This window comes from Clostridium sp. CF012, assembly GCF_018861755.1.
Taxonomy (GTDB): Bacteria; Bacillota; Clostridia; order Clostridiales; family Clostridiaceae; genus Clostridium_AD.
This window is the reverse complement of the sequence record NZ_JAHLEF010000012.1, coordinates 78,627-102,558: the sequence shown is the minus strand read 5'-3', so window position 1 is coordinate 102,558 and position 23,932 is coordinate 78,627. Positions and strand designations below refer to the sequence as shown.

The following is a 23,932-nucleotide window of genomic DNA, read 5'->3' as shown; positions in this document are numbered from 1 at the left end:
TGCGAGAATTTCAGAAGGCTATTTACTTTAATAATTTAATAAATAGAGTATAATTAGATATAAAATGATTAATATGATAATATGTAATATAGAATCTGGTAGCCTTAGGGGGTAGCATATGGATAAAAAATTTTATGAAATAAACAATATAATTAAGCAAGAACTTCAGGAACTAAAAAACATAAAAGAGATAGAAGTAGACCCTATGACTTTCAAAATATTAAATGCGTATAAAAATATTATTGCAAGGCAAGAACAGGAGTTAATAAAACTTAATCAGTATAAAGAGCTAAGAATAGATGCATTTACCATAGGGGATGCGGTATCCGATGGAATATGTTTGGTTGATAGTAATGGAATTGTAATGGCAATAAATAAAGGATATACAGATATAACTGGAATAAAAGAAAAAGAAATATTAGGGAAAAATATTCAGGAATTATTAGACAATGAATGTTTTAATAGTGCAGTATCACTAATGGTTATTGAGCAAAAAAAGAAGATATCATCTCTATCTACAATTACTAAGAATAATAAAAAAGTATTAATAACTGGAAATCCTTTTTTAAATGAATGTGGAGAAGTGACACAAGTGTTAACAGTGATGAGAGATTTAACAGAATTACTAAAATTAAAAGATAAATTAGAGTGTATAGAGAAAAAGAGTGAAAAATATTTAAATGAGTTAAACTATTTAAGAAACAAACAAAGATCCCGTGTTAATCTCATCGGAGAGAGTATAAAGATGAAGCAGTTAAAAGAATTGGTAAGCTATGTTGCAAAGACAGAGGCCACGATTTTAATAACCGGTGAAACAGGCTGTGGAAAAGAAGTGGTTTCAAAAGAAATTCATGATAGAAGCAATAGAAAAAACAAACCCTATATAAAGGTAAATTGCGCGGCTATACCAGATTCCCTAATTGAATCTGAATTATTTGGATATGAAAAAGGAGCCTTTACTGGGGCACAAAATAAAGAAAAGCTAGGTATGTTCGAACTGGCAAATGGCGGCACCATTCTTTTAGATGAAATTGGCGAGATGCCGTTAACACTACAATCGAAGCTACTGAGAGTCCTTCAAGAAAAGGAAGTGATGAGGGTAGGGGGAGTAAAAAGTATAAAGCTAGATGTAAGAGTGATTGCCTCTACAAATCAGATTTTAAGTGAATTAATAAAAACAGGCAAATTTAGGGAAGATCTGTTTTATCGTCTAAATGTTGTACCAATAAAAATTCCACCCCTTAGAGAGCGAAAAGATGATATTTCTATTTTGTCATATACATTTTTGGAAAAATTCAATCTTAAATATGGTAAAGAAAAAAGTTTTGATAGCATGGCAATAAGTGCATTTGAACAATATGATTGGCCAGGAAATGTTAGAGAATTGCAGAATGTTATTGAAAGATTGCTAGTTGTTGATGATGAGAGTCACATAACCTATACAAATATAACAAATATAATTGGTAAAAATAAAATGGCAGTACATTTCACCGATCATACTTTAACCTTAAGAGAAGCAGTGGATGTTCTAGAAAAAGAAATGATAGAACTTGCCTTAAAAAATTATGGCAGTACATACAAAGCGGCGAAGGTGCTAGGGGTTACTCAACCTACAGTTTTCAGAAAAGCAAAGGCCTTAGGAGTAACATTAAATAATATATAAAATTGTTGTAAATATGGTTGCATGGAAAAATAGAATTGAATTCAAAAAAAAGCCATTAATTTTAATGGCTTTTTTTGTTTTTTGTTGGAAAGAGTAGGTAAGCAGGGCTAAAACTAACCAATACAAAAATGTATCCGTGTAATACATTTCTGTATTACTGCGCAAGTATAGCAATACTATAGGAATCACCATTATGAAAAGAAAAATCAATACAAATTTGTATTAAAAGAGTTTTCACACTAAAAATGAAAGTAAGTAATGTTATAGATTAAACAATAAATTTTATAGGCATTTTCAAAGTTTGGACATTCTCTATACAAAATAAAAGTTCTGTTTTTATAGGTTGGCACGAGTATTGCTATAAAGTTAAGTGAAGATGTATGAGAATATGAGTTTATTACATCTAGAATAAATATTAACTTGAAAACGATATAGTGGATATATTTCACAAAAAATTATAAGAAAAATAAAGTGAAATCCATTTAAACTAGCCCGTATTTAAAATAAAAATAGCTGGAGGCAATGAAAATGAAAAAAGTTCAATTAAATGAGGTAGCTGCATATCTTGCACCGAAGCACTTTGACATGAAATCAATGAAATTGCATGGAACAGAGGAAACAGGTGCAACAAAATTTTGGATGGGAATGTCATACTTCTTACCAGGTGGCGGTGCTGAGTATGCTTATGAAGATTCTCCAACTGAAAAAATATACTATGTACTAGATGGAGAAATAACTATAAAGTCAAAAACTGAAACATTCCTGCTTAAAAAGAATGATTCTATATTTATAGGACCAAATGAAGGTAGAGAAATGATTAATGAGACAAATCAAGTAGCTACAGTTTTAGTAGTCATAAATTATTAATAAAATATATATAAAAACCTAAATATTAAGGGGGAGATAAAATGGTTGAAAAGCAATTTGTAAAAAATCTGTTTGATGTTGAAGGAAAAGTTGTACTTATAACAGGCGCTACTGGAGCACTGGGATTAGCACTTTCTTTTGGATATGGATTTGCAGGTATGAAGGTTTTTGTCACTGGACGAAGCGAGGAAAAGTGTAGTGCAGTTTGTACTGAACTTACAGCAAAAGGAATTGAATGTGGTTACTCAACAGGAGATCCAGCAGTAGAAGCAGATGTAATAAAGGTTGTTAAAGATGCAACTACGAAATTTGGAGAAATCAATGTATTAGTAACAGCAGCTGGATACAATCATCCACAGCCAATTATACAACAAGAATTAAGTGAATGGAAAAAAATTATGGATTCTGATGTTCAAGGTACATGGCTTTACTGTAAATATGTTGGAAAACAGATGATTGCTCAGGGAAAAGGCGGAAAAGTTATTATGGTATCTTCTGCTCGTTCAAAAATGGGTATGGCTAATTACACAGGTTACTGTACTGCGAAAGCTGGTATCGATCTTATGGCTCAGAGTCTTGCATGTGAATGGACTGCCAAATACAAGATTAATGTTAACACAATTAACCCAACAGTATTCCGTTCAGATTTAACTGAATGGATGTTTGATCCAGAAAGTGCTATTTACAATAATTTTTTAAAACGTCTACCAGTTGGTCGCCTTGGTGAACCAAATGACTTTATAGGACCATGCATCTTCCTTGCTTCAAGTGCTAGTGATTTTATGACAGGTGCTAATGTTGCTACTGAGGGTGGATATTGGGCTAATTAAGTCATAGACAATTTGTAATACTTGGACTCACACCAAAGCAATTCTAGTAAACCTAAGAACTGCACTGTCACAAAAGTAACATTCTTAGATCGAACAATTGCCACTTACAGAAGACGGGAGAATTAAAGTCCTTAAAAATGTTGTTAATATAAAATGTTGAAATATATAGCTATATAAAGCTTAGGAGGAATAATAAATGGGAAAGAAAATATTTGTAGATTTAACTCATCCGTTCAGCGCTGACATACCACGCTGGCCTTATTTTGCAAAGCCAATAGTAGATTCTATGCATACCTTGGCAAAAGGTGGTGTTCTTACACAGAGAATCGATTGTGTTCAGCACACTGGTACACATTGTGACGCGCCACGTCACGTTATGGAAATTGAATTTGATGGCAAGAGAGCTCGTTATACTCATGAAATGCCAGTTGATGCATACATGGGTGATGCAGTTTGCCTAGAAATTATAATTGAACGTTGGGGATTAATTGCACCAGAACATCTTGAAGATGCTTGCATTCGCGCAAATATCAAACCAGAAGAATTAGAAGGAATGGTTGTTTGCTTAAATACAGGAATGCATCGTAAATTTGATGATTCAAAAGACTACTATCATTACTCATGCGGTACGGGCGTTGAGGCAGGAAAATGGTTTGTAAAACACAAAGTTAAATGTGTAGCTATGGATATGCAGGCTCTTGACCACCCTCTACATACAGCTATGGGTAATAACGGTGCTACTCGTTTGAACTTACTCGGTGCTTCAGGAAAACCAATTACAGAAGAATATAAAGAGAAGTTTGGCGAAGAAGCATATGCTGAATTTGATAAAGATGAATACATTAGGATTCATGGTAAAGAAGCATATGATGCTAAATTTGGCGATTTAGAAGCAATCGGATGCTGGGGAACATGGGAACCTTGTCATAAACAATTGTTAGGACATGGTATCGTTGGTGTTGAAAATCTTGGTGGAAATTTAGACAAAGTATCTGGAAAACGCTTCAGATTTTTATGCTTACCAATCAGATGGTACATGGGTGATGGCTCCATGGTTCGCTGCGTTGCGGAAATAGATGAAGATGATTTGAATGATGTTCCTGAAAGAACTTACACTTACGGTGGGTTTTAACTACATTTAACAAGTGGTTAATATTGCAGCATGGCAGATAATGATTTAATTAAAAAAAGGTCTAAATAACATTTAATCTTGGCTTGTCTACGACAACGGAAAAACTAACAAAACCGTCATAGACAAGCCATATTTTATATATTCCATTGTTAATAAAGTATCAAAGAGGATTTTTGAACTCAGTAGCTATATCAACATGGCAATGGGCATGGGTAATAACTTCGGATTTTTGGTTGGGTTTTCAAAGACTGGAATTAGTGGGTTTATGATGCCTGTTATACCAATCATTGCTAGCGTATTTGGAGGAAAAGAATCTACTGGAGTTATTCTCCCACTATTATTAATAGGGGATGTTTTTGCACTATACTACTATAATCGACATGCAAATTGGAGGGACAATAAAAAAACTTTTGCCTTGGACCTTCATAGGACTCATCTTAGGTGTTATAGTTGGAAATTACATTAATGATAAACAATTTAAAATGGTTATATCTATTTCAGTTTTACTTTGTCTATTTACTTTAATTTACACTGAAAAAAAGGTGAAAGTCTTAAAATTCCTAAAAATAGATGGTTTTATGCTCTAGCAGGTATTATTACTGGATTTACATCCATGATTGGAAATGCTGCAGGCCCTATATTTAGTGTTTATTTGTTAACTATGAATTTCAAGAAAATTGATTTTATGGGCACAACAGCTTGGTTTTTCTTTCTAATCAATTTATCCAAAGTTCCATTGCAAATTTTATTTTGGCATAATATTTCTTTTAAATCGATTTTGCTTAGTGTTGATATGGTGCCATCAATCGCTATAGGAGCATTTTTAGGAATGATTATGATTAAAAAAATAAATGAAAAAAGTTTTCGTTACATTATTATAGGTATGACAGCTATAGCCGAAATAAGGCTATTGATATAAATTTGGGAGGGGAAAACGTGGAGAATAAGGAGCTTCAATCTTTTTTGAAAGTGATGTCTGTCTTAAAGGACATATTACAGGAGGATATAGGTGTGGTAGTAACAGATACTACTACATTTTTGGCATATCACCCAGGGGACACCATCGATTTAAATACTAAAATAGGGAGTAAGTTATCATCAAAAGAACCGCTGTATAATACAATTAAGGATGGTAAAGGATATATTTCAATAACACCAAAGGAAATATATGGAGTTCCTTTTAAGGCTATTACTTATCCAATTAAAGATGAAAATGGAATTGTTATTGGTGCTATTGGGTTGTCAAAGAGTTTGCAAAAACAATTAGAGGTAGAGGAATCCTCTGAAACCTTATTTGCTTCGCTACAGCAAATAAATGCAAAGATTGAAGAAATTCATATGGATTCTGAAAAAATATTTACTCAGATAGGCAACGTGGTGGAGATTGTAAAAAAAACAGAAAAGCAAATTTCTGAGAGTCATGAAATTCTTAAACTAATTCAAGGAATGGCATCTCAAACAAGATTATTAGGGCTTAATGCATCCATTGAAGCAGCAAGAGCAGAGCAGTATGGGAAAGGGTTTGCGGTAGTGGCAGGTGAAATGAAAAAATTAGCCCAATCAAGTGGTGATTCCTCTAAAGAGGTTTCTAAAACTTTAGTAGAGATGAATAATTCTATTAGAGAAACTATAAAAGCTGTGCAGCAGGTTCAGGATGTTGCAGAAGGTCAAAAACTTGCAATTAAAGAAGTTACAGATGCATTAGAAGAGATAGTTATGAGTGCTCAGTCACTACACAGTTTAGCAAAAATGGGTTAATTGTATTTTTATCAAAGACCGATAGTATTAAAATTTATTGGTCTTTTTTAATTTTTTTGACCAAAACATGTGCAATAATTTACCTATATTCTGTGATATAATACGTACAAAGAAGTGAAAAGACATTATTTGTGTTTGCCATAAGGGGAGGATTTAAATATGAATAATAAATGTTCTATGGAAGAAAATACAATTTTAATGCAACGAATATTAGAGGTCTTTGAAGTAGCAGACCTTGTATCCGATGGTATATATTTATCAGATAAGAATGGCTTTGTTATTTCTGTTAATAAGGGATATTCAAAGATAACAGGCATTGAAGGGTGGGAAGTAGTTGAAAAGCACATGCAAAGGGTTTTGGATGAAAAATATGTAACTGGGGAATATGTGGTACTGAGGGTTGAAACTTTAAATGAAGTGGTAATGAGGCCTACTGCAAATAATAAAGAGTCTTGTATAACTGAAAAACCTATTGCAGTATGTAGTATGGTATTAGAACAAAAGAAAGAAGTTTCTGTAATGGGAACTATTAATGTAAAAGGGAAAAAGAAAAAGGTTCTTTTTATAGGCAAGCCCTATTTTGACAATGAAGGAGTTGTAAGTCATGCATTGGTAGTTTTGAGAGAAATAACAGAGATAATTAAGTTAAAGAAAAAGCTAGAAGACTTAGAGACAAAAAGCAGTGAGTATCTTGACGAGTTACTATACCTTCGAAATAATCAATTAGAAAGTGACTTAATAGGAAAAGATTTGTCTACAGAAAAAATGCGAGAGTTAATTAGGCAAGTAGCAAAAACAGATGCAACTGTTCTCATTACTGGAGAAACCGGAGTTGGAAAAGAAGTTGTTGCAAGGGAACTCTATAAAAAAAGTAATAGAAGTAAAGGACCATATATAAAAGTCAATTGTGCGGCGATTCCAGAAAACCTACTTGAATCAGAAATGTTTGGATATGAAAAAGGTGCGTTCACAGGGGCTCTTGCAAAAGATAAGTTAGGGTATTTTGAGATGGCGAATAGTGGAACTCTGCTGCTGGACGAAATAGGAGAAATGCCAGTAAAACTGCAATCAAAGCTTTTGCGAGTGCTTCAAGAAAGGGAGATTACAAGAATTGGTGGAACAAGGTCTATTAGCCTTGATATAAGAATTATAGCTTCAACCAATCAAAATACTGAGGAGCAAATTAAAAATGGAACGTTTAGAGAAGATTTATATTATAGATTAAATGTAATACCTATTGAAATTCCACCACTTCGTGAAAGAAAAGCAGACATTGCTATGCTTGCATATAAGTTTCTGGAGAAATTTACAGAAAAGTATAATAAAAATAAAGAATTTGAAATTACTGCAATAGATGCATTAGAGTATTATACGTGGCCAGGCAATATCCGCGAACTAGAAAATACAGTAGAGCGATTAGTGATTATTAGAGATGAAGCTATCATTACTAGAAGTGATGTTGTTACTATACTTGGCACAGATAAGTTTCCATATGATGCAATTGAGAATGAAAATATTACGTTAAAAGATGCAGTAAATATAGTAGAAAAAAATATCATTGAGAAGGCACTAAAAAAATATAAAAGTTCACATAAAGCAGCAAAAGTGCTTGGGATAACTCAAACTACGGTTTTAAGAAAAGCTAAAGCATTGGGTATTAAAGAGTGGTAATGCAGTTCTGTATTGGTATAAATAAAAATGTTTCAATAATTTTAAAAACGTAAATAAGTTTTTTATGAGGTGAAATTTTGAAATAACTTTCAAAAAAATAAAAATCACTAATGAACCATAAGGGTTTATTGGTGATTTTTTATTTATAACAAAAAAAATGCCATTTATCAATAAATTTAACTTCATATTCCACTCCCCTGTGTAGTAGATATAAATCTACTACTTAAAAGTATGAAACAATTTTGTTTAATTTAGTTTTTTATGGGTTTAATTTAACTAGCATATCTTCAACTTTATAAAAGTGCTAAGAGATGAGTTTGTTAAAAACACTACAATGAAAGTCGATATTTATGTAAAGGTTTAATTAATATTACAATAAGTGGGTGAACTTAAAGAAATGGCATGTGAATTGCTATATATGTTTTAGTGGCATCTAATCCTTTGATTATGCTTTTCTTAGAGTTAGATGCAATGAAATATATTTAGGAAAATAAGGAAGGTGTAATAATGGGACAAACAACATCAATAAGGGTACCTGCTACGGAGCAAGACAAGTTAAAAAGCTATTATAAGTATTATAACCTTGAGATGACGCCAGCTCCAAAAGAAAAGTATGACCTGGTACTAAGAGGCGCTATAGATCCGTCCAAGGCTTTAGAAATTCATGATAAAAATGATTTGTTTAAACCAGGATATTTAGATACTGAAGTTGGATATTGCATAATGGAGGATGGAACAGGTTTTTTAGCTAATCTAACTCAAATGCCAGGAGTAACTACAGAAATGTTCGATTGGTGGTTTGCGTGGCATGGTCTTGATAATTTTAGATATACAATTTGGGACCCAGAGGATCATTATAAAGCTGAGACTATGCAAAGAGAGCATACTATGGACAAAGATTTAACATACAAAGAACGTTATTGGAATACAACACACCATGTACTTGAAAATACAGGTATGGGGCCAGATGGCTTGTTTATTAATTTTAAATATCCAGGAGATTTAGGTTTTGATGTGAGTAAGATAGGCACAGAAGCTTGTAGCACCATTGTATGTGCTAAAGGGTATGGTGAGGGACAACCTCCCTTTGCAGCACCACCAACAATAATGACACATTTTTTAAGAGAAGTTGAAGGTGGAGTTGAACTAAGATCTCGTTTTTGGATGGGATGGACGGTAGTCAATGGTAAAGCTGTAAAGGCACTTCCAGATGGAATAAGAATGCCAGAAATTGGACCAAAGAGCTTGTTACTTCATAACATAAAGGAATTTACACATTTAGCTAAAATACTTCAACAAGTTTTTGCAGAAGAAAAGGATAATTTTTAATTTTTTGAAATGAGGAGGATGACAATATGAATATGAATAATACTATTAAGTTTGATAAAGAAAAATGTATTGGATGCAAAATGTGTTATAAGTCATGTTTTATAGATGTAATAAGATGGGACGAGGAAAGCAAAAAGCCTATTTTTAAATATATAGAGGATTGTGTACACTGCAATTATTGTGAGATTGTATGCGCAAAGGGATGTATTGAAGTAGTACCTGATTTTGAAGGAGAACGGTTATTACAAAGCTTTGATGAATACAAATAAAAAAATGCTTTAATTGAAAGAAGGGAGAAGGAAAATGAAAAATATAGAGTGTAATAAGCAAGTATTATCTACAGATGTCCTTGTTATAGGCGGCGGTATAGCAGGTCTTGCAGCTGCAATTACCATTAAAGAGACAAATCCCAATGCTGATGTTTTAATAGTTGAAAAACAAACCTGTGGTTATAGTGGAAAAGCTAACAGAGGAGGCGGAGTATTACAATATTTTGATTTTGACAGAGTAGAGCCTATTGAATTTGTAGCATATCATGCAAATGCTGTTGGATGCTTCCTAGGAGATCAAGAGCAAATGCTTAAATACGTAAGCATGAATCATAAAATGATAGACAAGCTTATAGAATGGGGAGTAAAGATACCTTGTAACGAAGACGGAAGCTTAAAGGTTTTTCCAACTGGTCCTATGACTGGAATGATTGGCGTAGACCTTGATATTACTCTTAGAGTTCGAAGGACTGCTGAAAAGAAGGGTGTTAAGATTATTGATAAGGTAACTATATCAGACTTATTAACCAATGAAGGCGAAATAACAGGTGCTACAGGATATAGTATTTTAGATGGAACCTTTTATGTTATTAAGGCTAAGTCTGTAATATTAGCTACAGGAAGTCAAAATTATAGGGTTATCAATATGTGGGCGAGTGGACGTGGAGATGGTATATCAGCAGCTTATCGTGCAGGAGCAGAGATGAGAAATGCTGAGCTTGGAAATTTCGCACAGCTCTTCAAAGTAAAAAGTCATCATGAATTGGTATTTAATGAAAATTGTATGTACAATGCTTTGGATGAAAATATTACAAAAAACTTTAGATGGTTCCCTGAAGCAGATATTAGTGCAAATGCTATATCTGAATGGTATAACCAGATGGCAGCAGGTAAAGGGCCAATATATATGCGTCCTGAGACATGTCCTATGACTAAAGGTGATGATATTTTGTTCACAACGAGTCATATGTGGGATAGGCCTTATGGATTGAAACTTTGGAAGAAAATTTATGAAAAATGCCACAAAGTAGATTTGGACAATGAGATTGCACCAGGATTTTTAGGTGAACAGTCACCAGTTAAGGTTAATCATGATATGGAAACTACTATTTCAAGATTATTTGCTATAGGAGATGTTAGTTATGGTGGCTCTACAGTAGCAGGAGCGGTTCCAGCGCCTCCAGGAAGAAATAGAGGATCAGGAATTTTAAATGCTGTATTCGCAGGGCTTATTGCAGGAGAAAAGTCTCTTCAATATGCTGAAAACACTGAAGGCTTAGATGTACTTGAAAAGCAGGTTGAAGCTTGCATGGAAAGGGCTTTTGCACCACTTTGTAGAGAAGAGGGTGTTACAGCTAAAGAAGTAATTCAAGATGTTCAAGCTATTATTGCTCCAGTAGAAAACAGTATATATATTAGTGAGCATAGATTAAACATAGCATTAAGAAAATTAGAAAAAGCAAAGGCAAAGCTATCTGACTTAAAAGCTGAGGATTATCATGGATTACTATCTTGTCATGAAGCGGAAGCAATGGTACTTTGCGCAGAAATGTTCTTTAGAGCAGCGTCACTTAGAAAGGAATCAAGAGGATGGTTCTTAAGAGAAGATTATCCTAACATAGATAATGAAAATTGGTTGAAATGGATTACAGTAAAAAATCTAGATGGAAAAATGACTTTGGGAACAGAGGATATTCCAATAGAAAAATATCCTATAAAACCAAGAACTAATAAGATTATTTAAAGATTAGGAGGCATTTTAATGGCGCAGAAATATAAAAAAATGTTTGAACCAATAAAAATAGGCTCTTTAGAAATAAAGAACCGCTTTGCAATGGCACCTATGGGACCATTAGGACTCGGAGATGCAGAAGGTGGCTTTAATCAGAGAGGCATAGAATATTATACGGCACGTGCTCGCGGGGGGACGGGACTGATTATTACAGGTGTTACCTTTGTAGATAACGAGATTGAAGGACATGCAATGCCTAGTTGTCCTTGTTCTACGCACAATGCTGTTCATTTTATACGTACTAGTAAAGAAATGACTGAACGTATACACGCATATGATTCAAAGATTTTTCTTCAGCTTAGTGGTGGGTTTGGTAGGGTAACCATTCCTACAAATTTAGGTGAGTTTCCACCGGTTGCACCATCTCCAATTCAACATCGCTGGCTAGATAAAACCTGTAGAGAATTAACAAAAGCAGAGATTCGAAGCATTGTGAAAAAGTTTGGAGATGGAGCCTTTAATGCAAAACGTGCAGGCTTTGATGGTGTTCAAATTCATGCAGTTCATGAAGGATATCTTATTGACCAATTTGCAATTGAATTATTTAATCAACGTACAGATGAATACGGTGGTTGCTTGGGAAATAGGTTAAGATTTGCTAGAGAAATTGTAGAAGAAATTAAGGGAAGATGTGGAGACGAATTTCCAGTTACAGTAAGATATAGTCCTAAAAGTTTTATTAAAGAGTTACGTGATGGAGCGCTGCCAGGTGAAGTTTTTGAGGAAAAAGGAAGAGATATTCCAGAGGGGATTGAAGCAGCAAGGTTATTGGTATCTTATGGTTATGATGCCTTAGATGTAGATGTAGGTTCCTACGATGCATGGTGGTGGAGTCATCCCCCAATGTATCAAGATAAGGGTCTCTATATTCCCTATGCTAAAATAGTAAAAGATGCGGTAGATGTTCCAGTAATTTGTGCAGGACGGATGGATAGCCCAGATTTAGCATTAAGCGCTTTAGAAGATGGGGCTTGTGATATGATTGGACTTGGACGACCTCTTTTAGCGGATGCGGATTATGTAAATAAACTTCGTGCAGGTAAAATAGCAGATATTCGTCCTTGTTTGTCTTGTCATGAAGGTTGTATGGGACGTATTCAAGAGTATTCAGCTTTAAATTGTGCAGTAAACCCTGCAGCTTGTAGAGAGAAAGAAGCAACACTTGTTCAAGCAGTTAAAAGCAAAAATGTTATGATTGTAGGAGGCGGCGTTGCAGGCTTAGAAGCTGCGAGAGTTCTAGCATTACGTGGTCATAAACCAGTAATTTATGAGAAGAGTAGTGCTTTAGGTGGAAATCTCATACCGGGTGGTGCACCAGACTTTAAAGAAGATGATTTAGCCTTGGTGGCTTGGTATGAGCACACGCTAAAGGAATTAATGGTTGAAGTAAAGTATAATACTGAAGTAACTGCAGAAGTTGTAAAAAGTAGAAAGGCAGATACTGTAATTATTGCAACGGGTTCAAAACCTAAAATATTTGACTTAGGAGATAATAGCAAGGTGTTTCCAGCGGCTGACATATTAGTAGGAAAGGTACCTGCTGGTGGCAAAGTTGTGATTCTTGGAGCAGGGCTTGTGGGATGTGAGCTTGCACTTTGGCTTGCACGTCAAGGTAAAAAAGTTACTATGGTTGAACTGCAAAAGAAAATACTAGCAGTAAATGGACCTCTTTGTCATGCTAACTTTGATATGTTAGAAAAGTTAATACCATACAATGGGATTGAAGTACTGACATCTTCTAAAGTCCTTAAGACAACTGAAAAGGGTGTATTGGTGGACACGATGGGAAAAGAGCAAGAAATTTTAGCTGATACTGTTGTTTTAGCTGTTGGATACAATGCGGAAAAATCTCTGTATGAAGAACTAAAATTTGAGACTCGTGAGCTTTATTTGGTAGGCGATGCTCGAAAGGTTTCAAGTATTATGTATGCTATATGGGATGCATATGAGGTTGCTGCAAATATATAAATAAGAGATATGAATAAGAGCCCTTGTGCTTAATATACACAAGGGCTCTTGTTCATATTTCTAGGGAATGTAGCTAGATTTGTGTAAAAACAAATCTAGCTACATTATTTTTTTGTATAAATAAGTGGGAATTGTGGTAATAATATCTAATAATTAAGTTAGGAGGAATAGTTATGAAAGAAATTGAAGCACCAGATTTTGATTTAAAGGCAGAGGTTAAAAAATGTAAGACTATGGAGGATGTAGTTGGTAAGAATGGTTTAATGCAAAGACTACTAAAAGGTGTTATGAAGGAAATGCTAGAGGGGGAAATGGAGGAGTTATTAGGTAGAGAAAAGTACAAAAGAGCTGAGGATAATTCAGAAATTAACTATAGAAATGGCTACAGTGACAAGAATATAAAAAGTAGTTTTGGAAATGTTGAAATCGATATTCCAAGAGATAGAAACGCTAAATTTGAGCCTAAAATTGTAAAAAAATATGAAACAGTTTGTAATGAGCTTGATAATAAAATAATTGGACTTTACGCAAGAGGTATGTCAACAAGAGATATACAGACAGAGCTGGAAGATCTATACGGAATTGATGTTTCACCCTCTATGATTTCTAAGATAACCGATAAGGTTATTGGTGCTGCTGCCGATTGGCAAAATAGAACATTGGATAGTATTTACCCTATCGTGTATATGGACGCAGTCCACTTTAAGGTTAGGGAAGAGAATAAGATAGCTACAAAGGCCGCATACATCTGTATGGCTCTTGATATGAAGGGACATAAAGATATACTTGGAATATGGGTTGGAGAACAAGAAGGGGCAAAGTTTTGGCTTACAGTATGCAACGATCTTAAAAATAGGGGAGTTCAAGATATTCTTATAGCTTGTATGGATGGTTTAAAGGGCTTACCTGAAGCAATAAAAGTAGTTTTTCCTGATGTAAGCATACAAACGTGCATAATACACCAAATAAGGAACTCTTTTAAATATATAGCATTAAAGATACTAAGGAATTCATGAGGGATTTAAAGTGTGTTTATAAGGCTTCATCAGAAGAAATAGCCACCACTGAGCTTGAAAAATTAAAAGACAAATGGGGTTCGAAATATAGTATAGTTATTAATTCCTGGTATAATAATTGGAACAATTTATCAACATACTTTAATTATCCTCCGGATATAAGAAAGATGATTTATACAACTAATGCCTTGGAGGGCTTTAACAGGCAACTCAAGAAGTTTACAAAGACTAAAACTGTGTTCCCTACGGACGATTCCTTAAGAAAATCGTTGTACCTAGCAACTTTAGAAATTATGAAAAAATGTCATTATTAGTATTACCCAAAAATAAAAAATTAGTACAGGAGTAAATACCCATACTAATTTCTAGTTAGAATATATACTTTTTAAATTATTTACACAAATCTATAAACATTCTCTATTTCTATTTTACAGGTGTAGTTGCTGTAATAAAGTTCTTGTAATTTTCTAAACGTTCTTTATATTTATCAGTCTTTTTCATACCCATAAGTGTAGATATTGTCTTTCCTATATCTTCTACGTGAATGAATTTTCCTGGCAGAGTATCATGTGCATGTCCTAACTGTTCTTCTGGGAATTCAAATTTAACTTTACCATCTACAATTTTAATATCACCTTCAATGCCACATAACTCGCAAATAGCGTGTGTGGAGTTACTATCTAGGTAAAAGTTTCTGCAGTGGCAATGTGGACAGACTCCTTCTTCTCCTTGGTAGGAAGCCTTTTCAATATCTTTTGCAGCATTTGCAATGCTGGCACCTATTTGATGTGCTACTGCAACTCTTTCATCATCTACAATAATATTAGAAGACCACTTAAATACTTCGTTATTTATAACCTTCCAGCCAGGAGTTAAAGCTTGCATTGCTGCGCCACATTGAAACTTAGTAGTCCAGTCAGAACCACCAATTCCCATGTAGGAAATAACTTTATCTTTTAAGATTCTTGGATCTGGAACTTTTCCACCATGTTCTTTTGCGTTCTTAGTAGCTATTACATTGTTTCCTTTATCCATTCTTGGTCCAAAGCGATCTGTTATTGTTTGGAAAATTCCAGGTACGCCTTTTTCGAAAATTGGAAGTGCAACAACTATTCCATCTACACTCAGCATCTTGTCCAATAACCAATCAAAGTCATCCTTTAATACACACATATTTCCTTTTCCGGAAAAAAGTGCACCAACACAAGCTAAACATCCAGTACAATGCTGTATGTCCAAATCCATAAGACGGATGAATTCAACTTCTGCACCCATCTCTTTTGCACCCATAAGTGCTTCTTTACACATAGAATCATTATTTCCATTTTTTGTCCCAGCAGAAATACCTAAAATTTTCATTTTCTTACCTCCAAATATTTATATTTAGTGCAAAGTTAATTGCACTATTTATATTAAAACGTTTTCCATGATATTATTTTAACAGTTATAAGGTACATAATAAATCCATTTTCATATTTTGTTTACCACAATTTTCTATTTGTTTTTTTACGCAAGAGATTTTGAGAAAAAAATATAATAAATATTTGCAGTTAAAAAACAATAAATTTGCAGTTACAATAATAAAATTTATTTTTAATGTGTTATAATCCTTTTATACATGCAATTAAATTAATGAAATGAGGAATTTTATGAATATAAATGGAGATGTTATTGATTTTGGCGCCTCTTCGCCTATGAGTTTTTCTATGCATGAAATTGGAAACATAAAAAGGCATTGGCATCAAAGTATAGAACTACTATATATATTATCAGGCAGTGCCCAAATTAAATTTCACAACATGCAATATAATTTACATGAAGATGATATCATCCTTATAAATATGTTCGACGTTCATTCTTTAGCTGCGGCCAAGTGTGAAGTGATATCTTTGCAAATTGATATTTCAGCGTTAGACCCGCAAATATATCGATTTTCACAAAATAGATTTGATTGTAATTCATCTACGGAAGCAGATAAAACGAAATTCACACCATTAAAACATTTGCTTGCTTCAATTGTGAAATCAAACGCTAACCCTGATGAAAGTATTGAACTTATGAATAAATCTTATATTTATGAATTATTATATATCTTAACTACTTACTTTAAAGTAGAAGATAATTTCTACTCCAAAGACATAGTTAAAAATTCAGAAAGAATAAAAAGCATTTTGCATTACATAAGTGAGAATTATGCTGCTAAAATATCTTTGAATATTTTAGCAGACACTCTATATCTATCCACCTCATATCTATCAAAAGTGTTTAAAGAATTTATCGGTAGTAGCTTCGGTGAGTATTTAACGGAGGTTCGACTTTCTCATGCAGTAAATGATTTGGCAAATCTAAATTTAAAAGTTGAATATATTGCTGAAAAAAATGGTTTTTCAAATACTCGCTCTTTTGTTACCGCATTTAGAAGTAAATATAATGTGCTTCCCAGCGAATATCGTAAAGAATTAAACAATTATAATGATGATACCCCAAAGAACACCATTGAAAGTATGAATTATTTAGATTTGCGTCATAACAATTCCTTTAACCGTTTGGCAGACTATCTTAATGATGATGCTAAAGCTACTAAAGTAAAACAACATTCCACTAAGGTTTATGAAATCTCTCCCGTAGATGCAACACAAAAGGGCTTACGTTTAAGGCATACATTTAAAACTCTTACTTGTATCGGGAAAGCAAAACATATACTTATTTCTGAAAATCAAAAGATGCTTAGTGAACTTCAGCGGGATATTGGATTCCATTACATTCGTTTTCATGGGTTACTTGATGATGAAATGATGTTTTATTCTGAAAATGATAAGGGTGAACCTAAACTGAGTTTTATTTATATTAATTTAGTAATTGATTATCTTCTTTCCATTAATTTAAAACCATTTATGGAGCTTTCATTTATGCCAAGTAGGCTTGCAAGGGATTGTTCTCGTACAATGTTTTTTATTGGGTCAGTTATAAGTCTGCCTAAAGATATGAGGAAATGGACAGATGTAATTCGTCAGTTAACCATACATATTATTTCCCGGTATGGAAAAAAAGAAGTAGAATCCTGGCCATTTTTTCTTTGGAATGAACCTGATGCAATAAAAATGTTTGGTTTTGAAAATTATAATGATTTTTTTAATTTCTATTTAGAGACATATAGGGCCATAAAGGGTATTAATTCTTCCATTCGGTTTGGGAGTCCTCCGGTTTTTGACACCACTTTAGCAGGTGCGAATGATTGGATGGATAAATTTATTGATTTTTGTAAATCAAATGATTGTATGCCAGATTTTATCAATACACATTTTTATCCTATGAATTTATCATTCCAAAATGCTCCCACTATTTCAATGGAAAAGCATTTAAACCAAAAAAAATATCTTGCTTATAACGAGTCGGAAGATGCTTTGAAAGATAACCTTTGTGCTATCCGTAAAAGAATGAAAGAAAATAATTGGAAAGTTAATAAACTATACTTGATTGCTTGGAACTCTTCTATTTCACACAATGAATTGTTAAACGATACTGCATACAAAGCGGCATATATTGCAAAAAATTTATCAGATAATTATGATAATCTTGAAAGCTTTGGTTATTGGCAAATATCTGATTATATCGAAGAAGTGAAACTTGAAAATCAACTGTATCATGGTGGTGGAGGACTATTTACATATAACGGTATAAAGAAATCCCACTACTACGTTTTTCAAATGTTTAATCAACTGGGGGAGAGATTAATAGGAAGGGGAGAGGGGTTCTTTATAACAACAAAGGATGATTCAATTCAAATAATCCTATACAATTATCAACATTATTCAAAATTATATGCATCAGGCCAACTGTTTGATATGACTTTTGAGAATAGATATACTCCATTTCCTAAACCACAGACATTAAAAGTAGTGTTGCCAATTATAAATCTTTTCGAGAGGAATTATGGAATAACTGAGACAATTATAAATCAAAAGTATGGAAGTTCTTTCGATAAGTGGATTGAATTGGGTGGGTTACCTTTAGAAACCTCAAAAGATGTTGAATATTTAAAAGCCGTATCTATTCCCAAGATTCAGAAAAAAATACTTTGCAGCGAAGATAATATCTTAACTATTACTGCTGAGCTAATGCCACATGAAGTACGATTGATAGAAATTAAACCTGTTTATAAAGAGAACTATTAATTTCAAATGTAAAATCAAGGATAAAACTCAAAAATGGTTTTTAAGATCAATGTTTTGTGTAAACAAAAGATAACATGATGTTTATAAAAGAAAACGTCAGGATGTGATCAAATAGAATTATGTATGAAAGAATGGGCTATAAGCCCATTCTTTTTTTGGCCCGTTACTTGCTATGTTATAAATAAGATAATAAGTTAGTTATGATTTGTACAACAAATGTAGTGCTAATTATACTTACTTTATGAAGGAGGAGAACTATGGTATTCAAAAGCTTTAATGAATTAATTGAAAACGTTCAAGGTGATGCGTTAAAGAAAAAAGTAGCAGTAGTTTCAGCACAGGATGAACATACCTTAGAGGCTGTATTTAGAGCTAGAAAAGATAACATCGTAGAACCTATCTTAATAGGAGACAAGGCAAAAATAAAGGAAATTCTAGACAAGCTAAATGTGAGTTTAGATGAGGGCGCTATTATACATGTAGAAGATGATGCTGCAGCAGCAAACAAGGCTGTAGAATTAATACGTGAAAATAAAGCAGATTTCATAATGAAGGGGAAAATTCAAACTGCAGATCTATTAAGAGCTGTGGTTAATAAAGAAAAGGGACTTAGAGCAGGAAGAGTTATGTCTCATGTAGTTATTCATGAATTACCTACATATCATAAGCTATTAGCAGTTACAGATGGTGGAATGATGATGTATCCAAATTTGGATGAGAAAAAGCAAATCATTGAGAATGCGGTTAACACGTTAATTGCTATGGGATATGATGAGCCAAAGGTTGCAGTTCTTGCTGGAGTAGAGAAGGTTAATCCAAAGATGCCTGAATCTGTTGATGCAGGTCTATTAAAGGAAATGAATCAAAGGGGAGAAATCAAAAATTGTATGGTAGAAGGACCTATTTCTTATGATTTAACTATGAGCAAAGAATCAGCAGAAATAAAAGGTTTTGAAAGTCCAGTAACAGGCGATGCAGATATTTTAATAGTTCCGAATATTACAGCAGGAAATATTTTAGGAAAAGCTTTAGTATACTCTGCTGGTGCTAAAATGGCAGGATTTATTGTGGGAGCTAAGGTTCCTATTGTTTTAACCTCAAGAGGTTCAACAAGTGAGGAGAAGTATTTATCTTTAGTATTATCAGCAGCGGCTGTTAAGTAGTAAATAAAATTATTATATATAGATTAAGAGGAGTGAAATCATGAAAAAATTATTAACAGGAAACGAAGCTATGGCTCGTGGAGCATGGGAAGCGGGTATTAGATTTGCATCTGCATATCCAGGAACACCTAGTACTGAAATATTAGAAAATCTTGCATTATATAAAGAGGATATTTTAGCAGAATGGGCAACTAATGAAAAGGTTGCTTTAGAGGCTGTAATAGGAGCATCTTATGCAGGAGCTAGAGCTTTAGCTGCTATGAAGCATGTTGGGCTTAATGTTGCCGCAGACCCATTTTTTACAAATTCATATATTGGAGTTAATGGTGGACTTGTTTTAATCACAGCAGATGAACCAGGAATGCATTCGTCACAGAATGAGCAAGACAATAGAAACTATGCAAGATTTGCTAAAGTTCCAATGTTTGAGCCATCAGACAGCCAAGAGGCAAGGGATATGATTAAAGAAGCCTTTGAAATTAGTGAAAAATATGATACCCCAGTACTTTTCAGAGTTACAACTAGACTTTGTCATTCTAAATCTATAGTTGAATGTGGAGATAGAAACCAAGTTGAAATTAAAGAATATGTTAAAGACGTAAAGAAATATGTTCCTGTTCCTGCATTTACAGGGGATATGAGAATAAGAGTTGAAGAAAGATTAAATAAATTAGAAGAGTTTTCTAATAACACACCTCTAAACTACATTGAATTAAATGACAGCGTATCGCAAGATACGAAAATAGGTGTAGTTACATCAGGCTGCTGCTATAGATTTGCTAAAGAAGTTTTCGGAAATAATGTATCATACTTAAAACTTGGATTTACAAATCCGCTTCCAAAAGCAATGATGGTGGAATTTGCTTCAAAGGTTGATAAAATATATGTAATAGAAGAAAATGATGCAATAATTGAAAATGAATTAAAAGCATTGGGAATAGAATGCAATGGTAAAAACACATTTCCCTTCCATGGTGAAATGACTCCTGATGTTATTAGAAAGTCAGTATATGGAAAAACTAATGAAACTATTGCATATGACGAAAGTAAGGTTGTTCCAAGACCTCCAACTTTATGTGCAGGATGTCCTCATAGAGGTTTCATGTATGAGCTTGGAAAGAGAAAAAACACTGTAATGTCCGGAGATATAGGATGTTATGCTTTGAGTTTTGCTGAGCCATATAGCGCTATGGACTGGTCTGTCTGTATGGGTGCTAGTCTTAGTATGGGACACGGTGCACAACAAGTATTTAATATGAAGAAAGACAATAAAACTAGAGTAGTATCATTCCTTGGAGATTCAACTTTCTTCCATACAGGAATTAACTCATTATTAGATGTTGTTTATAACAAAGGGAATTCTATAAATGTAATTTTAGATAATAGAATTACTGGTATGACAGGACATCAAGAAAATCCAGGTTCAGGTTACACACTACAAGGATTAGAAACAGAATTTGTTGATATAGAAGCACTTGTAAAAGCCTGTGGAGTTAAGAATGTAAGGGTAATAGATCCAAATAATTTAAAGGAAGTAAAGGATACATTAGATTGGGCATATGCATTAGATGAAGCATCAGTAATTATTACTAGATGGCCTTGCGTGCTTAAAAAATTCTCTAAAGAAGATAAAGAAGAATTTAAAGGTGCTTTCAAAGATAATTGCAGCGTCAATGCTGAAAAATGTGTTGGATGTAAAATGTGTGTAAAGGTTGGATGTCCAGCAATATCATTTGATAAAGTAGAGAAAAAGGCATCTATAGAACCTACACCATGCGTTGGATGCGAAGTATGTAAACAAGTGTGTCCAGTAGGTGCAATTGAAAAGGAGGTAAAGTAGTATGATTAAAAGTATAATGTTAGTTGGAGTAGGTGGACAAGGAACAATACTTGCAAGCAAACTGTTGACAACAGGCCTTATGGAAGCAGGATATGATGTTAAAATGAGCGAAATACATGGAATGTCCCAAAGAGGGGGTTCTGTATCTTCACAGGTAAGATATGGCGAAGATGTACAATCTTCTGTAATAGAAATTGGAGGAGCAGATATATTAGTTTCTTTCGAAAAGATGGAAGCATTAAGATGGCTTAAATACTTAAAGCCAGAAGGAAAAGTAGTTGTTAATGACTATCAAATCAATTCAATGCCTATTCTTAACGGAAAAGCAGAATACCCAGAAGGGATAATAGAAGAATTACAAAGCAAAGTTAAGACAACTGTTATAGATGCTGCAAAGCTTGCAGTACAACTCGGAAACCAAAAGGTTATGAATATTATTTTGCTTGGAACTATTATTAAGGCAATGGGACTTGAAAAAATAAATTGGGACAAGATTATAAGAGCCAATGTTAAGCCTCAATTTGTTGATATTAACTTAAAAGCTGTTGAAGTTGGAATGGGCTTAGTATAAAATTTGAAGGAGTGTTTTATTTGAAAAAAGGCGATTTTATATGGGCATTTACACTTTTAGTATGGATAATCATCTTAGTAGTTCCAGCTTCGAGAGTAGCATTTATTAGTGCTACTGATGCGCACCCATATATAGGGGGATTTGTTAAATTCGGAATATTAGCTACAATGGGCGATTTATTAGGTGGAAGAGTTTTAAAAGGAGAATGGGTTATTCCAAAGGGGCTTGTTTATAAGAGTATTATTTGGGGAGTAATAGGTTTAATGGTTACACTTATGTTTACAGTATTCATGAGTGGAGCAGCAGCAGCACAAGCATCTTCTAAGCTTCCATTTAAGGGTTCAGTACTTGCTCAGGCATTTTTCGGAAGTGCTATAATGAATCTTACGTTTGGGCCTATGATGATGGTATTTCATAGATTCACAGATATGTATGTAGATACAAAGTATGAGAATAATGGTGGTAAGGTTACAGTTAGTGAGTTAATAGACAAAAATGATTGGCATTCATTAGTAGAATTTAGCTGGATTAAAACATGTCCATTTTTCTGGATACCTGCTCATACAGCAGTATTTATGTTACCAGCACAATATAGAGTTCTTGCTTCTGCTTTTTTATCTATAGCACTAGGTCTTTTATTAGCCCTTGCAAAAAAAACAAAGCCAGTACCAGCACCAATTTAATTATCATGGTGAGGTGAAAATAATTTTCTTCAATAAAATAATACGTTGCTTTTAAAAATCAAGAGATTAAGAAAGGAGGGTGGTTACATTATAACGTAATTTTGTAACCAGATAAAATATGAGTTATAAGGTATTAGCAATTAATCCTGGGTCTACTTCTACAAAGATTGCGCTATACGAAGATGAAAAAGAAGTGTTTTGTAAAACACTAGATCATCCAGTTGAAGAAATTGAAAAATATAATAGTGTTGCAGACCAGTTTGATATGAGGAAAGAAATTGTACTTTCTTTTTTAAAGGAAAATGGGTATGAAGTAAATGAATTAGCTGCTGTGGTAGGAAGAGGTGGAATGCTTCCATCAGTAAAATCAGGAGCTTATAGAGTTAACGCGGCAATGGTAGCTAGACTTAAAAATAATCCTGTAGTAGAGCATGCTTCAAATTTAGGAGCGCTAATAGCCTATGAAATAGCAAATTCTATTGGGGCAGAAGCATATATATATGATTCTGTTAGAGTAGATGAGATGAATGAAATAGCTCGTATATCAGGAATGCCGGATATAATTAGGACCAGCACTAGCCATGCTTTGAATACTAGAGCTATGGCAATGAAGGTTGCAAAGAAATATGGCAAAAAATATACAGATATGAATTTTATTGTTGCTCATTTAGGCGGCGGAATATCTGTAAATGCTCATGAAAAGGGTCGTATGGTGGATGTAATCGCTGATGATGAAGGACCATTCTCACCGGAAAGAGCTGGAAGAGTTCCTTGTAATGATCTTATAGATTTATGCTACTCAGGCAAGTTTGATAAGAGTACTATGAAGAAAAAGCTAAGGGGAAATGGTGGGTTAAAGGCATATCTTAATACCGTAGATGCTAGAGAAGTTTTGAAGATGATTGACAATGGAGATGGAAATGCAAAGCTTATATATGAGGCTATGGCTTATCAAGTTGCTAAGGGAATAGGTGAACTTGCAACTGTATTAGAAGGCAAGGTAGATTCTATTGTAATTACCGGAGGCATAGCTTACTCAAATCTAATCACGACCTGGATCAAAAAGCGTGTAGAGTTTATTGCGCCAGTTGAGATTATGGCTGGAGAAAATGAAATGGAGTCACTATCGCTGGGAACACTTAGGGTTTTAAGGAGCGAAGAAGAAGCTATAGAATATGTTGAATAATATTAAATAAATAAGACAA

General features: G+C 33.7%; 19 protein-coding genes and 1 pseudogene. 19 read left to right on the top strand and 1 reads right to left on the bottom strand.

Annotation, left to right across the window (positions count from 1 at the left end):
- The first annotated feature begins 118 nt into the window (after nucleotides 1-118).
- The 13 genes and pseudogenes from KPL50_RS12930 to KPL50_RS12875 all read left to right on the top strand — a co-directional run.
- A complete protein-coding gene (locus tag KPL50_RS12930; protein WP_216298942.1) occupies nucleotides 119-1,663 on the top strand; it encodes a sigma-54-dependent Fis family transcriptional regulator in 1,545 nt (514 codons plus the stop codon).
- A gap of 528 nt (nucleotides 1,664-2,191) precedes the next feature.
- Entirely contained in the window at nucleotides 2,192-2,530 is a 339-nt protein-coding gene (locus KPL50_RS12925; protein WP_216298941.1) for a cupin domain-containing protein, read from the top strand.
- Nucleotides 2,531-2,571: 41 nt separating this feature from the next.
- Nucleotides 2,572-3,360, top strand: coding sequence for an SDR family NAD(P)-dependent oxidoreductase (locus KPL50_RS12920; protein ID WP_216298939.1), 789 nt, complete (start codon nucleotides 2,572-2,574; stop codon nucleotides 3,358-3,360).
- A gap of 196 nt (nucleotides 3,361-3,556) precedes the next feature.
- On the top strand, nucleotides 3,557-4,492 hold the full coding sequence (locus KPL50_RS12915; RefSeq protein ID WP_216298937.1) for a cyclase family protein: 936 nt from the start codon (nucleotides 3,557-3,559) through the stop codon (nucleotides 4,490-4,492).
- A gap of 196 nt (nucleotides 4,493-4,688) precedes the next feature.
- Nucleotides 4,689-4,958 (top strand): hypothetical protein, encoded by a 270-nt coding sequence (locus KPL50_RS27070; protein ID WP_253200604.1) that lies wholly within the window; start codon nucleotides 4,689-4,691, stop codon nucleotides 4,956-4,958.
- A 147-nt stretch (nucleotides 4,959-5,105) separates the two neighbouring features.
- Nucleotides 5,106-5,411 (top strand): TSUP family transporter, encoded by a 306-nt coding sequence (locus KPL50_RS27065; protein WP_253200603.1) that lies wholly within the window; start codon nucleotides 5,106-5,108, stop codon nucleotides 5,409-5,411.
- Nucleotides 5,412-5,428: 17 nt separating this feature from the next.
- Nucleotides 5,429-6,250 carry a methyl-accepting chemotaxis protein gene (locus KPL50_RS27505; RefSeq protein WP_309245178.1) on the top strand — a complete coding sequence of 274 codons (822 nt, stop codon included), beginning with the start codon at nucleotides 5,429-5,431 and terminating at the stop codon, nucleotides 6,248-6,250.
- 159 nt (nucleotides 6,251-6,409) lie between these two features.
- Nucleotides 6,410-7,921: a sigma-54-dependent Fis family transcriptional regulator gene (locus tag KPL50_RS12900; RefSeq protein ID WP_216298936.1), complete on the top strand. Its 1,512-nt coding sequence runs from the start codon at nucleotides 6,410-6,412 to the stop codon at nucleotides 7,919-7,921.
- A gap of 507 nt (nucleotides 7,922-8,428) precedes the next feature.
- Entirely contained in the window at nucleotides 8,429-9,250 is an 822-nt protein-coding gene (locus tag KPL50_RS12895) for a DAPG hydrolase family protein (protein WP_216298934.1), read from the top strand.
- Between the two features lie 26 nt (nucleotides 9,251-9,276).
- Nucleotides 9,277-9,519 carry a 4Fe-4S dicluster domain-containing protein gene (locus KPL50_RS12890; RefSeq protein WP_216298933.1) on the top strand — a complete coding sequence of 81 codons (243 nt, stop codon included), beginning with the start codon at nucleotides 9,277-9,279 and terminating at the stop codon, nucleotides 9,517-9,519.
- A gap of 34 nt (nucleotides 9,520-9,553) precedes the next feature.
- Nucleotides 9,554-11,263, top strand: a complete 1,710-nt coding sequence (locus KPL50_RS12885) for an FAD-dependent oxidoreductase (protein ID WP_216298932.1) — start codon at nucleotides 9,554-9,556, stop codon at nucleotides 11,261-11,263.
- An 18-nt stretch (nucleotides 11,264-11,281) separates the two neighbouring features.
- Nucleotides 11,282-13,279, top strand: coding sequence for an FAD-dependent oxidoreductase (locus KPL50_RS12880; RefSeq protein WP_216298931.1), 1,998 nt, complete (start codon nucleotides 11,282-11,284; stop codon nucleotides 13,277-13,279).
- Between the two features lie 173 nt (nucleotides 13,280-13,452).
- Nucleotides 13,453-14,597: pseudogene (locus tag KPL50_RS12875) on the top strand (IS256 family transposase); the annotation flags it as partial.
- 121 nt (nucleotides 14,598-14,718) lie between these two features.
- On the opposite strand, the gene KPL50_RS12870 reads toward KPL50_RS12875, so the two are convergent.
- A complete protein-coding gene (locus tag KPL50_RS12870; RefSeq protein WP_216298930.1) occupies nucleotides 14,719-15,654 on the bottom strand; it encodes an NAD(P)H-dependent oxidoreductase in 936 nt (311 codons plus the stop codon).
- 290 nt (nucleotides 15,655-15,944) lie between these two features.
- Between KPL50_RS12870 and KPL50_RS12865 the strand changes: the two genes are divergently transcribed.
- From KPL50_RS12865 to buk, 6 genes are all read left to right on the top strand, one after another.
- A complete protein-coding gene (locus tag KPL50_RS12865) occupies nucleotides 15,945-18,470 on the top strand; it encodes a helix-turn-helix domain-containing protein (protein WP_216298928.1) in 2,526 nt (841 codons plus the stop codon).
- Between the two features lie 257 nt (nucleotides 18,471-18,727).
- On the top strand, nucleotides 18,728-19,633 hold the full coding sequence (locus KPL50_RS12860) for a bifunctional enoyl-CoA hydratase/phosphate acetyltransferase (RefSeq protein ID WP_216298927.1): 906 nt from the start codon (nucleotides 18,728-18,730) through the stop codon (nucleotides 19,631-19,633).
- A gap of 40 nt (nucleotides 19,634-19,673) precedes the next feature.
- Nucleotides 19,674-21,473, top strand: coding sequence for an indolepyruvate ferredoxin oxidoreductase subunit alpha (gene iorA / locus KPL50_RS12855; protein WP_216298925.1), 1,800 nt, complete (start codon nucleotides 19,674-19,676; stop codon nucleotides 21,471-21,473).
- Between the two features lies 1 nt (nucleotide 21,474).
- Nucleotides 21,475-22,044, top strand: coding sequence for an indolepyruvate oxidoreductase subunit beta (locus KPL50_RS12850; protein WP_216298924.1), 570 nt, complete (start codon nucleotides 21,475-21,477; stop codon nucleotides 22,042-22,044).
- 20 nt (nucleotides 22,045-22,064) lie between these two features.
- The gene (locus KPL50_RS12845; protein ID WP_216298923.1) at nucleotides 22,065-22,727 is read left to right on the top strand and encodes a hypothetical protein; all 663 of its coding nucleotides are present in this window, start codon (nucleotides 22,065-22,067) and stop codon (nucleotides 22,725-22,727) included.
- Nucleotides 22,728-22,845: 118 nt separating this feature from the next.
- Nucleotides 22,846-23,913 (top strand): butyrate kinase, encoded by a 1,068-nt coding sequence (gene buk, locus KPL50_RS12840; RefSeq protein ID WP_216298921.1) that lies wholly within the window; start codon nucleotides 22,846-22,848, stop codon nucleotides 23,911-23,913.
- The last annotated feature ends 19 nt before the right edge of the window (nucleotides 23,914-23,932 follow it).

What these genes read in the sequence shown, in the direction of transcription:
- KPL50_RS12930 (WP_216298942.1), top strand. Translation starts at nt 119, where the DNA reads ATGGATAAAAAATTTTATGAAATAAACAATATAATTAAGCAAGAACTT.
- KPL50_RS12925 (WP_216298941.1), top strand. Translation starts at nt 2,192, where the DNA reads ATGAAAAAAGTTCAATTAAATGAGGTAGCTGCATATCTTGCACCGAAG.
- KPL50_RS12920 (WP_216298939.1), top strand. Translation starts at nt 2,572, where the DNA reads ATGGTTGAAAAGCAATTTGTAAAAAATCTGTTTGATGTTGAAGGAAAA.
- KPL50_RS12915 (WP_216298937.1), top strand. Translation starts at nt 3,557, where the DNA reads ATGGGAAAGAAAATATTTGTAGATTTAACTCATCCGTTCAGCGCTGAC.
- KPL50_RS27070 (WP_253200604.1), top strand. Translation starts at nt 4,689, where the DNA reads ATGGCAATGGGCATGGGTAATAACTTCGGATTTTTGGTTGGGTTTTCA.
- KPL50_RS27065 (WP_253200603.1), top strand. Translation starts at nt 5,106, where the DNA reads ATGATTGGAAATGCTGCAGGCCCTATATTTAGTGTTTATTTGTTAACT.
- KPL50_RS12900 (WP_216298936.1), top strand. Translation starts at nt 6,410, where the DNA reads ATGAATAATAAATGTTCTATGGAAGAAAATACAATTTTAATGCAACGA.
- KPL50_RS12895 (WP_216298934.1), top strand. Translation starts at nt 8,429, where the DNA reads ATGGGACAAACAACATCAATAAGGGTACCTGCTACGGAGCAAGACAAG.
- KPL50_RS12890 (WP_216298933.1), top strand. Translation starts at nt 9,277, where the DNA reads ATGAATATGAATAATACTATTAAGTTTGATAAAGAAAAATGTATTGGA.
- KPL50_RS12885 (WP_216298932.1), top strand. Translation starts at nt 9,554, where the DNA reads ATGAAAAATATAGAGTGTAATAAGCAAGTATTATCTACAGATGTCCTT.
- KPL50_RS12880 (WP_216298931.1), top strand. Translation starts at nt 11,282, where the DNA reads ATGGCGCAGAAATATAAAAAAATGTTTGAACCAATAAAAATAGGCTCT.
- KPL50_RS12870 (WP_216298930.1), bottom strand. Translation starts at nt 15,654, where the DNA reads ATGAAAATTTTAGGTATTTCTGCTGGGACAAAAAATGGAAATAATGAT.
- KPL50_RS12865 (WP_216298928.1), top strand. Translation starts at nt 15,945, where the DNA reads ATGAATATAAATGGAGATGTTATTGATTTTGGCGCCTCTTCGCCTATG.
- KPL50_RS12860 (WP_216298927.1), top strand. Translation starts at nt 18,728, where the DNA reads ATGGTATTCAAAAGCTTTAATGAATTAATTGAAAACGTTCAAGGTGAT.
- iorA (WP_216298925.1), top strand. Translation starts at nt 19,674, where the DNA reads ATGAAAAAATTATTAACAGGAAACGAAGCTATGGCTCGTGGAGCATGG.
- KPL50_RS12850 (WP_216298924.1), top strand. Translation starts at nt 21,475, where the DNA reads ATGATTAAAAGTATAATGTTAGTTGGAGTAGGTGGACAAGGAACAATA.
- buk (WP_216298921.1), top strand. Translation starts at nt 22,846, where the DNA reads ATGAGTTATAAGGTATTAGCAATTAATCCTGGGTCTACTTCTACAAAG.